The following is a 14,009-nucleotide window of genomic DNA, read 5'->3' on the forward strand; positions in this document are numbered from 1 at the left end:
AAATAAGGAGAGATAGCGATGACAGAAGAACGTACATTAGTATTAGGTGGAGGTGGCATTACTGGCATTGCTTGGCAAGCTGGGGTGTTGGCCGGATTACTAGAGAATGGCGTGAACGTGGATAAGGCGGATAGAGTGATTGGAACATCCGCGGGTGCGTTTGTTGGTGCGATATTAGTAAATGGCTATGATATGAAAGATTATTATTATGAATTAGATGAGAGAAGAGACGATAATGATAGGGCAACGCTATCTTCTGATATTTATCGTTTATGGCAAAATGCCTTTGTCGTAGGACGTGATGATGCGCAAAAAGTAGGACAAATGTTGGGAGATATTGTCTATACAAGACCTTCTCATATGGATTTAGAGGAACGTAAGCAAGCAGTTCGTCAACGTTTAGGTGATGTTGAATGGAAAGATATTTTGGACATTACGGCGATTAATGCTAGAACGGGAGACGTTGGAGTATTCAATTCGCGAAGTGATGTAACACTTGAAGATGCGATTACTGCGAGCGGAGCTGTGCCAGGAATTTGGCCTCATATTCGTTTGAATCATAGCGACTGGATAGATGGTGGTATGGTGTCGCCAACTAATGCGATGTTAGCCAAAGGTGCTAAATCCATTATTATCTTAGCACCATTAGCTGATGGATTAGGGATGATACCAAGTGTTTATGATGATGCTGAACAGTTAAGCGAACAGAGTCATGTGTTGGTTATTCAACCGGATAGTGCTAGTGAAGCAGAAATTGGGAATAACATTTATAATCCAGAGAATATTATCAAAGTAGGTAATGCAGGTTATCGTCAAGGGCTTTCACTCGCTCAACGTATCCATGAAGAATATAACGAGTGGGTAGATTAATTTTCAATATTTAAGACGGCCGGCAGTATAAAAATTGTTATTTGAAAAGGGAGAGATACTCAATGAAAGTTAAGTCGCCACATCCAATTCATCTTATAGGTACACGTGACGAAGCGGTATTATTACTACACTCATTTACAGGGACGATTCGTGATATTAAACCATTAGCCACTGTCCTTAATAATCAAGGTTATACGTGTTACGCCCCTAATTATAGAGGACATGGTTTGCCATTAGATCAATTTGTTCAATTTAATATTGATGACTGGTGGAACGATGTCATGGCTGGATATGAATTTTTAAAAAATGAGGGCTATAAAACGATATATGCGACTGGGGTCTCATTAGGTGGACTATTCACTTTAAAATTAGCAGAAACAGTCGAAGTTGCGAAGATTGCGGTTATGTCTGCACCAAGTGAAAAGGACGAAGCGGGTATTGTATGGCGAATGGAACGTTATGGTCAACGTATGAACCAGTTACTCAATTTAGATGAAGTTGAAGCGCAAAAACAATTAAGCGTGATTGAGGACTATCGTCCAAATATTACTAAGTTTAGACACTTTATTTCAGATATTACGGCACATTTAGAAGATATTCGCACACCTGCTAGAATCTTATACGGTGAAAAAGATGAAGCTTCATATCAAGAAAGTGCACATTACATTTTCGACCATATTAATAGTGACGATAAAGAGTTATCAAGTCATCCGTTATGTAAACATCTTATGACGCATGGCGACGGTAGTGATAATGTTGAACAAGAAATCGTCGAATTTTTCACTTCAAAATAATAAAAATACTAAACAGGTTTGAGCATATAAGTAAATGTTCAGACCTGTTTTTATTTGGCAGTAAAAACAAATAAATTCACATTTTACATCTCGTAAGTTAACTGTTTATATCTTTGGAAATGAACTTTTACACATATTGCACTTTAGGCGAAGACATGATAAAGTAGTACTTAATTGCATAAACGCTTTAACGCGTTAAAGGGAGTGAGTTTAATGAGTAGCCAATCTGAATGGAAGACGTCGACTGGATTTATTTTGGCAAGTGCTGGTTCAGCAATAGGACTAGGTGCAATGTGGAAATTTCCATATATGGCCGGCATTTACGGAGGCGGCGCATTCTTACTTTTATTCTTATTATTTACAATATTTATAGGACTACCACTATTAATTATGGAATTTACAGTAGGTAAGATGGGACGAACTTATACTACTAAAATATATAGTAAGCTAACAGGTAAAAAGTGGCTAAATATTATTGGATGGAACGGGAATTTAGCCGTATTTATTTTATTTGGTTTCTACAGTGTAATCGGTGGATGGATTATTATTTATATTGGAAATGTTATTTTACAAATGCTCTCTATCGAGAAAGCCTCATTAACTAATATAAATTTTGAAGCGATTATTAGTAACCCTTGGCTAACAGTGTTAGGACAAGGCATTTTTATCTTTTTAACAATGATAATCGTGATGTTAGGCGTTGAAAAGGGATTAGAGAAAGCATCTAAAGTAATGATGCCTCTATTATTTGTCTTTTTAATTATCGTAGTTATTAAATCTTTATCTTTAGACGGTGCGCTAGACGGCGTGCGCTATATTTTACAACCTAGATTAGAAGAAATTTCAATGAAAGGTGTATTATTCGCGTTAGGTCAATCGTTCTTTACTCTCTCATTAGGAACAACAGGGATGATCACGTATGCGAGTTACGCCCCTAAAGAAATGACAATTAAATCATCTGCTATTTCAATTGTTATTATGAATATTTTAGTATCAGTATTAGCTGGATTGGCTATTTTCCCAGCTTTACAGTCGTTTGGATATGAACCACAAGAAGGCCCTGGCTTATTGTTTAAAGTTTTACCATTAGTATTTAGTCAAATGGGCTTCGGCAGTGTCTTCTACTTTATATTCTTGATACTCTTCTTATTCGCAGCTTTAACATCATCAATTTCGCTATTAGAACTTAATGTTTCTAACTTTACTAAGAACGATAATACGAAACGTAAGCCGGTTGCGTTAATCGCTAGTGTATTAGTCTTTATTATTAGTATTCCAGCGACGCTATCGTTTAGTAGTTTAAGTGGCATTACATTTGGCGCAGGGACAATTTTTGATAATATGGATTTCGTCGTGTCTAATATACTCATGCCATTAGGCGCATTAGGTACTACATTGGTAGTAGGCCAATTGTTAGATAAAGACGCTTTAAAAGAAAGCTTTGGCAAAGATAAATTTAAATTATTTGCGCCATGGTACTTTTTGATTAAATTCGTGATGCCTGTAGTCATTATACTTGTGTTTGTCGTTCAACTATTTTAATAAAAAATAAAGTGGAAGCCAAAGCGCAGCGTAGGGATATCTAGTCCTACACCCATGCGTTGGCTTCCACTTTTTGTATTCACTTCTCACTTTATTTGAAAAGGGCGTTTAAATAATCACGTTCAGTTTCTAATAATTCGATATAATCTTCTGACATAATTTCTTTACCGATTTCTATATTTTTAGAGTTGATGAATGTAACTAATTTATGATTTTCTTCTTTAGAGTCAAAGAAAGTAAGCGATTGTTTAATCATTTCACTTTCTGAATATAAAATTAACGTACGCCCATAAACTAAATCTTCTTTACTTCGTTGGTAAGAAGCTTCTAAAAAGTCATAGATTTTATCGCATTCGTTATATTCAAATGCTACGTTAACATCGCCATGTACTTTATCGGCAATATTTGAAAGTCTAGATTTTTCTGCAGGATCTTCCGGTCTAAATTGGTCTCTAATATATTCTTTCCATTTACCAATTTCAGTGTTAATTTTTTGTTTTAAGTCTTCATCTTCATTGTTATTCTCAAATTTTTCAACTAATTGTTTTAATTCATCAATATCCATTAAATCGTCTTTTTTTATGTTACTCGCTTCAAATTCTTCATAATGATGATTTTCATGTGTAGACATCACGTTTCCCCCTTTTACATACTCCACTTTTTATTCCTTTAAATTTATTATTTAAAACATTTCAAAACAGTATTAATCAAGCCATTGAGCCGTGTGACATATAATTCGATTTAATATATAAAATCTTCGCACATAAAAAACTGTCGTCCTAGCTATTTAACTTGGCGACAGTTTTGTGTACAAACTTACATATTTTCAAATCTTACATCGTGTTTACGTAACTCTTTCATTACTTTTTCAGGAATTGAAGAGTTATTAATTGAAACATTCTTGAATGTACAGTCTTTAATTTTTATACCATCTAAATGACATAAATCTAATGCTACATTTTCAAAAATAACCTTCTTAAACACCACATCTTTAAACGTCACGTTACGTAAACTACAATCTTTAAAGTAACTATGTTCAATTGTTAAAGCGTTAAATTGGCTATCATCAAACGTTGTGACACTAAAGTCCACTTTACTTATTAACGTCTTAAAGAAATTAATATTTACAAAGATACTGCTGTTAAAATCACAACTAACAAATTTAGAATTAGAGATTGCATTCACATTCTTAAAGATACCTTCAGAGAAGTTACAGTTTTTAAAGCGACATTTATTCACTTCTAATTCATCATACATCGCATTTCTAAAGTTACTATTACTGTAGTTTAAATTTTTATATTGCTCGTTCGTAAAAACGGATAACGATAAATCTGCCTTTGAGGTCATTGTATATGCTCCTTTATAGTGTTGTTTATGAACAGTCATTGCCCATTTCTCGCATAATCATCATCATTATGGTAACACGAGCACTAAGGTAAACGATAGTTATTAAGTTGCTCCTTATTTACTAAAATTTTTACGAAAAATGTAAGGTTCAGCATTTTGCAATCATACATCGGATAGCGTATAATCCATAGTGTTTAAGTATGGATTTATGAGGAAATGAATATTATACAGAAAGTGGGTTATATTCAGGCGAAAGGGAGCGACTGAATGACAAATTATGATTGCATATGACTTAATAGGACAGACGCCACTTGTATTATTAGAGAGCTTTAGTGATGACAATGTTCAAATTTACGCTAAGTTAGAACAATTTAATCCAGGTGGAAGTGTAAAAGATCGTTTAGGTAAGTATTTAGTGGAAATTGCTTTAGAAGAAGGTCGTGTGCAAGCTGGTGACACGATTGTAGAAGCGACTGCAGGTAATACAGGTATTGGATTAGCAATTGCCGCTAATCGATATAATTTAAATTGTGTAATCTTTGCGCCGGAAGGATTTTCAGAAGAGAAGATTTCGATTATGCGTGCATTAGGTGCAGAGATTAAACGCACGGCAAAAGATAAAGGCATGATAGGTGCGCAACAAGAGGCACGTGCTTATGCCGAAGCAAACGATGCCGTATATATGAACCAATTTGAAACGACACATAATCCAGCAGCTTATACGCATACTTTAGGTAAACAATTAACTGACGCCTTGCCACACATCGATTACTTCGTGGCCGGAGCTGGCTCAGGTGGAACGTTTACTGGCGTGGCTCAACACTTACAATCATTTAACGTTAAGAATATTATCGTCGAACCAGAAGGCTCAGTGCTTAATGGTGGCGAAGCACACGCTCATGATATTGAAGGTATTGGCTCTGAGAAATGGCCAGTATTTTTAGATAAATCACTAGTAGATGATATTATTACAGTAAGTGATAAGCTTGGTTTTGAAAATGTAAAACGCTTAGCACAACAAGAAGGCTTGCTTGTAGGAAGTTCCTCAGGTGCTGCTTTACAAGGTGCTTTAGAAATTAAAAAACGCATCGATAAAGGTATTATTGTAACCATTTTCCCAGACGGTAGCGATCGCTATATGTCTAAACAAATCTTTGACTACAAAGGAGAATAATTATAATGAAGAAAAAAACACAAATGATTCATGGTGGACATACGACAGATGACTTCACAGGTGCAGTGACAACGCCAATTTATCAAACAAGTACTTATTTACAAGATGATATCGGCGATTTACGTCAAGGATATGAATATTCTCGTACTGCCAACCCAACACGTACATCATTAGAAAGTGTCATCGCTAATTTAGAGAATGGTAAACACGGCTTTGCCTTTGGTTCAGGTATGGCTGCAATTAGTGCAGTGATTATGTTATTAGACAAAGGTGACCACCTTATTTTAAACTCTGACGTTTACGGTGGAACATACCGTGCATTAACAAAAGTCTTTACACGTTATGGCATCGATGTAGATTTCGTAGATACAACACATATTGAAGAAGTTAAATCTTACATTAAACCAGAAACTAAAATGTTGTATGTAGAAACACCTTCAAATCCACTATTACGTGTCACTGATATTAAACGTACAGCAGAAATTGCAAAAGAGCATAACTTAATTTCTGTTGTAGATAATACATTTATGACACCTTATTATCAAAATCCATTAGACTTTGGTATTGATATCGTCTTACATTCAGCTACGAAATATTTAGGTGGTCATAGTGACGTAGTAGCCGGCTTAGTTGCGACAGCTGATGATGAGTTAGGCGAACGATTAGCGTTTATTTCTAATTCAACTGGTGGGGTGCTTGGCCCTCAAGACAGTTATTTACTAGTGCGTGGTATTAAAACATTAGGATTACGTATGGAACAAATTAATCGTAATGTAGAAGGTATTGTAGAGATGTTACAAAACCATCCTGCCGTACAACAAGTCTTCCATCCAATAATTAAAGAACACCTAAACCACGACATTCACGCTGCTCAAGCTAGTGGACATACAGGTGTTATTGCCTTTGAAGTGAAAGATACAGAAGCGGCAAAACAATTGATTCATAAAACAAATTACTTCACTTTAGCTGAAAGTTTAGGTGCAGTAGAAAGTTTAATTTCAGTACCTGCCTTAATGACACACGCGTCTATTCCACCAGATGTACGTGCTAAAGAGGGTATCACTGATGGCTTAGTACGTCTATCTATCGGTATTGAAGACACAGATGACTTAGTTGAAGATTTAAAACAAGCAATCGACTCATTAAATAAATAATAAGTTAAATACCATTTGAAGAGTGAAACAGGGCAATCATATGCCTTGTTTCACTTTTTTGTTTTTTAAAAATTACACATAATAATTAATAACTACAACACAACAAAGAAATAAAAACCTAAATTTCAGAAAAATTTTATTTTTTCAAAAACTATATTGACTGACAATAAAGTTTCACATATAATTCACTTATTCCTATAGGGATAATCAGGATTGTGTGAGGGTGAAGAGGATTGATTGAATTTAAAAATGTGAATAAAGTATTTCATAAAAAGAGAGAACAGATTCATGCTTTAAAAGATATCTCTTTTAAAATCGAGCATCATGACATATTTGGAGTAATTGGATATAGCGGTGCCGGTAAAAGTACGCTCGTACGACTGGTAAACCAATTAGAAACTGCTACTGAAGGCCAAGTTATTGTTGATGGCCATGAAATTAATACATATAGCGAAAAGGATCTTCGCAAAGTTAAAAAAGATATCGGTATGATATTCCAACACTTTAATCTTTTAAACTCAAAAACAGTATATAAAAATGTAGCAATGCCACTGATTTTAAGTCATAAAAGCAATGCTGAAATTAAAGAGAAAGTAGAAGAAATGTTGGAGTTTGTAGGCTTAGCAGATAAGAAAAATCAATTTCCAGACGAGCTCTCAGGTGGTCAAAAACAGCGTGTAGCGATTGCGCGAGCACTTGTCACAAACCCTAAAATTTTATTGTGTGATGAAGCTACTAGTGCGTTAGACCCTGCAACGACGAGTTCAATTCTTCAGTTATTAAAAAACGTCAATCGTACATTTGGTGTCACAATCATGATGATTACGCATGAAATGAGCGTTATTCAAAAAATTTGTAACCGTGTAGCCGTGATGGAACAAGGTAAGGTTGTAGAGCTTGGCACTGTTAAAGAAGTCTTTAGTCATCCGCGAACAACGACTGCTAAAAGTTTTGTATCTACGGTAATTAGTACAGAGCCGTCGCCAACCTTACGTCAATCATTTGAACGAGACGACGCTAATTACACAGACTACAAACTATTCTTAGATAAACGCCAAATAGAACAATCTTTAATTACTGATCTTATTCATCAATACAACGTAAATGTAACGATTCTCTTTTCTTCTATGTCAGATATTCAAGATGAAACGGTATATTACTTATGGTTGCGCTTCGAACATGATCAATACTTCGAACGTTCCAACATCGAAAGCTATTTTGAAACACATCATATTCAATATGAGGAGGTGCATTAGATGTTTGGTTCAGGTATAGATACATCTCAATTATTACAAGCACTTTATGAAACTCTGTATATGGTGACTGTTGCACTTGTAATTGGTGCGTTGATTGGTATTCCGTTAGGTATTTTGTTAGTGGTTACTCGTAAAAATGGAGTATGGCCAAATGTTATTATTCATCAGATTCTTAACCCGGTTATTAATATTTTGAGATCTATTCCATTTATTATCTTGTTAATTGCTATCGTCCCTTTTACTAAATTATTAGTAGGAACGTCAATTGGTACGACAGCAGCGATTGTACCCCTTACAGTCTATGTAGCGCCGTATATCGCGCGATTAGTGGAGAACTCTTTATTAGAAGTAGACGACGGAATTATTGAGGCTGCCAAAGCAATGGGTGCATCGCCGTTTCAAATTATTTGTCATTTCTTATTGCCAGAAGCTTTAGGTTCACTCGTTTTAGCCATTACTACTGCGATTATCGGCTTAATTGGTAGCACAGCAATGGCTGGAGCAGTCGGTGGAGGCGGTATCGGTGACTTAGCGCTCGTTTATGGTTACCAACGCTTCGACACACTAGTAATTATTATTACAGTTATTGTATTAGTTATTATCGTTCAAATTATTCAGTCATTAGGTAACGTAATTTCTAGAATGATTCGCAGAAATTAGTTATTTAAATATAAATTTTCCAACTCGGGGAGGCATTTTCAAATGAAAAAAATTATCGGATTATTATTAGCGTCGTTACTTGTCTTAGCGGCGTGCGGTGGAGGCGGCAATAATAAGAAAGTTACAATTGGTGTAGCTTCTGATGATACTGCTGCTTGGGAAAAGGTCAAAGAATTAGCTAAGGACGATGGTATTGATATAGAAATCAAACACTTCTCAGATTACAATGTACCGAATAAAGCGTTAAGTGATGGCGACATTGATATGAACGCTTTCCAACATTTCGCATTCTTAAATGAATATAAAAAAGCGCATAAAGATGCAAAAATAGAAGCATTAAGTACTACAGTCTTAGCGCCATTAGGTATTTACTCTAAGAAAGTTAAAGATGTGAAAGATATTAAAGATGGTGCACAAGTAACAATTCCAAACGATGTATCTAACCAAGCTCGTGCCTTAAAATTATTAGAAAAAGCAGGATTATTAAAACTTAACGATAATTTCGGTTTAAGTGGTACAACAAAAGATATTAAATCTAATCCTAAACATTTAAAAATTAAAGCCGTAGATGCACAACAAACTGCTCGTGCTCTAGATGACGTAGATTTCTCTGTAATTAACAACGGTGTAGCAACTAAAGCCGGTTTAGATGCGAAGAAAGATCCTATCTTCTTAGAAAAATCTTCTTCAGATGCAGTTAAACCTTACATCAATATCGTAGCAGTAAACTCAAAAGATAAAGATAATAAAACATACAAAAAAATTGTAGACCTTTATCATGGTAAAGAAGCACAAGAAGCATTGAAGAAAGATACAAAAGATGGCGAAAAACCTGTTAACTTATCTCAAAAAGATATCAAAGACATTGAAGATAGCTTATCTAAATAACCTTAATATATGACTAGAAGCCAAATAAGTGCTAGTTCACTTATTTGGCTTTTTTGTATATAAGAGTCAGTTATATTAAATAAAATTCTGAATTGTGTGGTAATTTATATAGTTTCAATTTTATAATTAGTACATTAAAACTTCATAAATATGTAATCAAATTGAAATGGAATATCATAAAGAAATATATTAATTTTATATAAGTAGGAAACTTGATCGGACGGAACACAAATAATTATGATAAGTGTCTAATACAACACGATTAAAATGGTGAGTTAACCAAAACAACTATACGCTTAAGGAGGCGCTTTGTATGAAGAAAAAACTTCTTGCGACAGCAATTGTAGGGACAGGTGCATGTAGCGTGCTATTTGCACATCAAGCTGAAGCATCAACAACACATACAGTTCGAAGTGGAGAATCATTATGGTCTATTTCGCATAAATATGGTATTACAGTATCTCAATTAAAATCTTTAAATGGCTTATCATCGAATCTTATTTTTCCAAATCAAGTATTGAAAGTGTCTGGTTCGTCTAGTTCATCAAATTCATCAAATCGACCATCTTCCAGTGGTGCGAGTAATACATATACAGTAAAAGCTGGAGACAGTTTGTCTTCAATCGCTAGCCGTTATGGCACTACATATCGTCATATTATGAATTTAAATGGGTTAAATAATTTCTTAATCTATCCAGGACAAAAATTAAAAGTCTCAGGTACAGCGAGTACTTCTACACCTAGACCAACGGCAACTCAAACATCAAGCCATTATAATTCACCTAAGTTTAGTCATAGTAATTTATATGATTGGGGTCAATGTACATGGCATGTGTTTAATCGTCGTTTAGCAATTGGCAGAGGTATTAGTACATATTGGTGGAACGCAAATAACTGGGATGATGCGGCTATCAGAGATGGTTATAGAGTAGATTACCGTCCAGCAGTTGGGGCTATTGCACAATCAGATGCAGGATATTATGGTCATGTCGCTTTTGTAGAAAGAGTAAATAGTAACGGTAGTATTTTAGTCTCAGAAATGAACTTCAGCGCTGGCCCAGGAATCACAACATATCGCACAATTTCCGCATATCAATTACGAAATTATAAATTTATTCATTAGTATAAAATAGGCATACAAAGAGATTTTAATTAGAACCCTCTTTGTATGCCTATAATTTTAGAATTGACTTTCCAGTAAATTTTTATTGGAAGTTATAGTCTTCTTTAACTTTTCTAAAGCTTGAAGCTAAGCGTGTTACATTAATAATAAATGAAGTAAATGCTGCTAGTTTACGGAATTTACGTGGTGATTTCATTGATACTACGAAATCAATAATTGTACCTACTGCGCTTAAGCCTAATGATAAATATACTAAGTTTTTATTTTTAGCATCAAATTTAATACCATTATAACCATCAACGATAAATCCGGCAGTACTTACTAAACTTGAAAAACGTGCTAATCCTGATTTTTTTGCCATGAATAAAACCCTCCGAACAGTTTGATAAGCTAGGACATTGATTGTCTACATTTTGTGGCACCGATGAATGGCCCCTTTGAAGTCAGAACTACGAATGAGATTGGGACACCGTTTATCAGTTTCCCAGAGCACAAATTATTAATGTCTCAGTCTCATTAGTTATACCTACAATCTAAATAACTTTGTCCTAACCATAGTTTCAATTTTATAGTAGTTCACTAAAATAGAATTAGATTTAGTTTCCTTCTAATAATATATGTTAACATCATACTAAAATAAGTTGTTTTTTTGAAGTCATAATATTTAAAAACGAAAGGGCGATAGATGTGATAAAGTGCGTGTGTTTAGTTGAAGAGACAGAAGATCAAATTTTATTAGTACAAGTACGCAATAGGGAGAAATATTATTTTCCAGGTGGAAAGATTGATGAAGGGGAAACACAATTAGAAGCGATTCAAAGAGAAGTTAAAGAAGAATTGCGCTTAGAATTTTCGCCCCAAGATTTTACATATATAGGTACAGTGGTAGGAGACGCTTACCCACAACCAGATACATTGACTGAGCTTAACGGTTTTAAAGTGAATAAACAAATCGACTGGGATAATGTGAAAATTGATTATGAAATTACAGATATACGTTGGTTTGATAAGAATGACACTACTTTAATAGCACCAGCAGTAGTAAAATGGATTGAAACATTTTCAAAAAATGCACAGTAAAAATTATTTATAATGGTAAGAAAGAACCTAAGCCCTAATATTTTAGGCTTGATGTCTTCGATAAATGAAACTCTAAAAGTAGAATGGCTGGGAGATTTCGTCCTAAAATCACAAAAATTAAGAGAGCATCGATAGAAATCTTTGATAACCTTAGATTTCTGTCGACGCTCTTTTTTATACTATGCTTCATTTTCAGAAGAAGCGTGAGTATCATCAATAGTTTGTTGATTAAATTTAGGATTTTTAATTAATATAGCAGTAATCCAAGCGGTAATTGGAATACTGATAGCTACGGCAATACCACCTAACAGAATTGAAACGAATTCTTGCGCAAAAATCTTAGAATTGAGAATATGGCCAAATGAATAATGCAGTTGAAAGAACCAAAAGAACAAGGTTAATTGTCCACCAAAATACGCTAAATAAATCGTATTGGCTGATGTGGCTAAGATTTCTCTACCTACTCTCATGCCAGAATGAAATAGCTCTGTACGCGATAATTGGGGATTTGTTTCACTTAATTCATACATTGGTGAACTAATTGTAATCGTTAAATCAATGACGGCAGCAATGACCGCTAAAATAATAGTGAAAATAGAGAACTGCACCATATTGATGCCAATATTCATTGAAAAGATATACGTTTCATCTTGTTGTTCAGTCGCAAATCCTTGTAAGTGACCGATATTAACTGATAAATAAATGCCTAAGATTAAAATAATTGTCGTTGTTATCGTACCGATGAAGGCTGCTTTCGTCTTGGTATTATAACTATTTAAGATAAATAAATTACATGCCGCGATAACTATACAAAAGACAAATGACACGAGATAAATGGGGGTGCCTAACATAATAAACACAATACTAATGATTAGGATAATAAAGTTTAAAAAGAGCGTTAAATATGAGATTAGGCCCTTTTTCCCACCAAAAATAAGCATTAAAACTAATAATATTAGTGCTAATAAAACGATTGAGTTCATCGTGTCACACCCTTCCATTTAAGCCACAGCACCATTAAACCAATTGTCACCGGTATAGTCAGGACGATACCGATACCTCCCGTTAAGGCTCGCGCAATTTCTAAAGACCAATTCATCGAAATGGTATAAGTAAAGGTATTAGCATTTTTCAAATAAATTAAAAACATCGCTAAACTGCCTGATAAATATGAAAAAAGTAAGATGTTAGTCATTGTACCCATAATATCTTGGCCGATATTACGCCCAGCAAGCGCCCAACGTGAGATAGAAATATTAGGCGTTCGCTGTAAAATTTCATACATACCACTCGATATGGTAATCGCTACATCCATAACTGCACCTAATGAACCAATTAGCACCGAAGCTAAAAAGACTTCTTTAGGCGGTAAGGTTAAAAAGCTCATCGTTTCGTATTTGATACCTGTACCACCAGTGAGCATTATAATAAGCTGAGTGATGCCTATGCATAGAAACGTTCCAATCAGGGTGCTTATCGCTGTGATCCACGTCCTTATGTGGAGACCCGTTACCAATAATAAAGTCACTATTGTAGAAATGACGATGGCCCCACTCATCAATAAAAATAAACTTATTGAGGGATGTTGGTCGTGGATAGCGATTGTTGTGATAACGGCAGCAGTATTGAATATTAGAGATAGGATAGATTGAAGCCCTACATTCCGACCTACCAATAGTAGAACCATAATAAATATACCGACGATAGCTACAGTCAGACTATCGCGCTTTTTCTCTAAAATTGTAGCGTCTTTCGGACTATGTTGAATGTGCATAAGTACCTTATCATTAGTATTAAAACGTTCAGAATCTGCTTGCGATTGAACATATGTATTAGTTATCGTAGTACTTTGATTTTTAAATTTACCATTAAGTATGTTTACGGTTAAATGTTGTTTATATTTTAAATCAGAATTATGATGTTCATCTGTTATTTTATGTGCTTTACTTGTTTCTACATGAGTCACTTTCCCTATAGGAGTATTATAAAAAGACGCATTAAAGAAAGTAAAAATGAATAATCCTACCAGTAGTATTGCAACAATTGCGATGAGCCAATTCATAATACTATAGTGTAAAAGTGCGTGTCTCTTTTTATTCATGAATCCTAACCCTCATTTAT

15 protein-coding genes are annotated in these 14,009 nt (G+C 34.6%); 10 read left to right on the plus strand and 5 right to left on the minus strand.

Annotated elements, in window-relative coordinates; genetic code table 11:
• Positions 1-18: 18 nt before the first annotated feature.
• The 3 genes from FH144_RS08745 to FH144_RS08755 all read left to right on the plus strand — a co-directional run bounded on the left by FH144_RS08745 (position 19) and on the right by FH144_RS08755 (position 3,206).
• A complete protein-coding gene (locus FH144_RS08745) occupies positions 19-870 on the plus strand; it encodes a patatin-like phospholipase family protein (protein ID WP_242315163.1) in 852 nt (283 codons plus the stop codon).
• A 62-nt stretch (positions 871-932) separates the two neighbouring features.
• A complete protein-coding gene (locus FH144_RS08750; protein WP_242315165.1) occupies positions 933-1,664 on the plus strand; it encodes an alpha/beta hydrolase in 732 nt (243 codons plus the stop codon).
• A gap of 213 nt (positions 1,665-1,877) precedes the next feature.
• The gene (locus FH144_RS08755) at positions 1,878-3,206 is read left to right on the plus strand and encodes a sodium-dependent transporter (protein WP_107508236.1); all 1,329 of its coding nucleotides are present in this window, start codon (positions 1,878-1,880) and stop codon (positions 3,204-3,206) included.
• A 91-nt stretch (positions 3,207-3,297) separates the two neighbouring features.
• Here the strand turns inward: FH144_RS08755 and FH144_RS08760 are convergent, their stop codons facing one another.
• Both FH144_RS08760 and FH144_RS08765 read right to left on the minus strand, forming a co-directional pair.
• The gene (locus FH144_RS08760) at positions 3,298-3,837 is read right to left on the minus strand and encodes a hypothetical protein (RefSeq protein ID WP_242315167.1); all 540 of its coding nucleotides are present in this window, start codon (positions 3,835-3,837) and stop codon (positions 3,298-3,300) included.
• A gap of 185 nt (positions 3,838-4,022) precedes the next feature.
• Complete coding sequence (locus FH144_RS08765; protein ID WP_242315169.1) at positions 4,023-4,553, minus strand: pentapeptide repeat-containing protein; 531 nt, start codon at positions 4,551-4,553, stop codon at positions 4,023-4,025.
• A 277-nt stretch (positions 4,554-4,830) separates the two neighbouring features.
• On the opposite strand from FH144_RS08765, the gene FH144_RS08770 reads away from it, so the two are divergent.
• From FH144_RS08770 to FH144_RS08795, 6 genes are all read left to right on the plus strand, one after another.
• On the plus strand, positions 4,831-5,727 hold the full coding sequence (locus tag FH144_RS08770; protein WP_242315171.1) for a PLP-dependent cysteine synthase family protein: 897 nt from the start codon (positions 4,831-4,833) through the stop codon (positions 5,725-5,727).
• Positions 5,728-5,732: 5 nt separating this feature from the next.
• Positions 5,733-6,881 (plus strand): bifunctional cystathionine gamma-lyase/homocysteine desulfhydrase, encoded by a 1,149-nt coding sequence (locus FH144_RS08775; protein ID WP_242315173.1) that lies wholly within the window; start codon positions 5,733-5,735, stop codon positions 6,879-6,881.
• Positions 6,882-7,114: 233 nt separating this feature from the next.
• Complete coding sequence (locus FH144_RS08780) at positions 7,115-8,137, plus strand: methionine ABC transporter ATP-binding protein (RefSeq protein ID WP_242315175.1); 1,023 nt, start codon at positions 7,115-7,117, stop codon at positions 8,135-8,137.
• Positions 8,138-8,797: a methionine ABC transporter permease gene (locus FH144_RS08785; RefSeq protein WP_242315177.1), complete on the plus strand. Its 660-nt coding sequence runs from the start codon at positions 8,138-8,140 to the stop codon at positions 8,795-8,797.
• A gap of 42 nt (positions 8,798-8,839) precedes the next feature.
• Complete coding sequence (gmpC, locus tag FH144_RS08790) at positions 8,840-9,685, plus strand: dipeptide ABC transporter glycylmethionine-binding lipoprotein (RefSeq protein ID WP_107508230.1); 846 nt, start codon at positions 8,840-8,842, stop codon at positions 9,683-9,685.
• A gap of 313 nt (positions 9,686-9,998) precedes the next feature.
• Positions 9,999-10,808 (plus strand): LysM peptidoglycan-binding domain-containing protein, encoded by an 810-nt coding sequence (locus FH144_RS08795; protein ID WP_242315179.1) that lies wholly within the window; start codon positions 9,999-10,001, stop codon positions 10,806-10,808.
• 82 nt (positions 10,809-10,890) lie between these two features.
• Here the strand turns inward: FH144_RS08795 and FH144_RS08800 are convergent, their stop codons facing one another.
• Entirely contained in the window at positions 10,891-11,169 is a 279-nt protein-coding gene (locus FH144_RS08800) for a hypothetical protein (protein ID WP_103165656.1), read from the minus strand.
• 326 nt (positions 11,170-11,495) lie between these two features.
• On the opposite strand from FH144_RS08800, the gene FH144_RS08805 reads away from it, so the two are divergent.
• Positions 11,496-11,888, plus strand: a complete 393-nt coding sequence (locus FH144_RS08805; protein ID WP_242315181.1) for an NUDIX hydrolase — start codon at positions 11,496-11,498, stop codon at positions 11,886-11,888.
• A gap of 179 nt (positions 11,889-12,067) precedes the next feature.
• Here the strand turns inward: FH144_RS08805 and FH144_RS08810 are convergent, their stop codons facing one another.
• Together FH144_RS08810 and FH144_RS08815 are read right to left on the minus strand one after the other, a co-directional pair.
• Positions 12,068-12,871 (minus strand): YibE/F family protein, encoded by an 804-nt coding sequence (locus tag FH144_RS08810; protein WP_198612187.1) that lies wholly within the window; start codon positions 12,869-12,871, stop codon positions 12,068-12,070.
• Complete coding sequence (locus tag FH144_RS08815) at positions 12,868-13,989, minus strand: YibE/F family protein (RefSeq protein ID WP_481914061.1); 1,122 nt, start codon at positions 13,987-13,989, stop codon at positions 12,868-12,870. The genes FH144_RS08810 and FH144_RS08815 overlap by 4 nt, the downstream gene beginning before the upstream one ends.
• Positions 13,990-14,009: the final 20 nt, after the last annotated feature.

Source organism: Staphylococcus sp. acrmy (genome assembly GCF_022690565.1).
Taxonomy (GTDB): domain Bacteria; phylum Bacillota; class Bacilli; order Staphylococcales; family Staphylococcaceae; genus Staphylococcus; species Staphylococcus caledonicus.

Bases quoted from the DNA above. Each gene is read 5' to 3' on its own strand.
- FH144_RS08745 (WP_242315163.1), top strand. From the start codon at position 19: ATGACAGAAGAACGTACATTAGTATTAGGTGGAGGTGGCATTACTGGC.
- FH144_RS08815 (WP_481914061.1), bottom strand. From the start codon at position 13,989: ATGAATAAAAAGAGACACGCACTTTTACACTATAGTATTATGAATTGG.
- FH144_RS08760 (WP_242315167.1), bottom strand. From the start codon at position 3,837: ATGTCTACACATGAAAATCATCATTATGAAGAATTTGAAGCGAGTAAC.
- FH144_RS08795 (WP_242315179.1), top strand. From the start codon at position 9,999: ATGAAGAAAAAACTTCTTGCGACAGCAATTGTAGGGACAGGTGCATGT.
- FH144_RS08755 (WP_107508236.1), top strand. From the start codon at position 1,878: ATGAGTAGCCAATCTGAATGGAAGACGTCGACTGGATTTATTTTGGCA.
- FH144_RS08810 (WP_198612187.1), bottom strand. From the start codon at position 12,871: ATGAACTCAATCGTTTTATTAGCACTAATATTATTAGTTTTAATGCTT.
- FH144_RS08775 (WP_242315173.1), top strand. From the start codon at position 5,733: ATGAAGAAAAAAACACAAATGATTCATGGTGGACATACGACAGATGAC.
- FH144_RS08770 (WP_242315171.1), top strand. From the start codon at position 4,831: ATGATTGCATATGACTTAATAGGACAGACGCCACTTGTATTATTAGAG.
- FH144_RS08800 (WP_103165656.1), bottom strand. From the start codon at position 11,169: ATGGCAAAAAAATCAGGATTAGCACGTTTTTCAAGTTTAGTAAGTACT.
- FH144_RS08750 (WP_242315165.1), top strand. From the start codon at position 933: ATGAAAGTTAAGTCGCCACATCCAATTCATCTTATAGGTACACGTGAC.
- FH144_RS08765 (WP_242315169.1), bottom strand. From the start codon at position 4,553: ATGACCTCAAAGGCAGATTTATCGTTATCCGTTTTTACGAACGAGCAA.
- FH144_RS08785 (WP_242315177.1), top strand. From the start codon at position 8,138: ATGTTTGGTTCAGGTATAGATACATCTCAATTATTACAAGCACTTTAT.
- gmpC (WP_107508230.1), top strand. From the start codon at position 8,840: ATGAAAAAAATTATCGGATTATTATTAGCGTCGTTACTTGTCTTAGCG.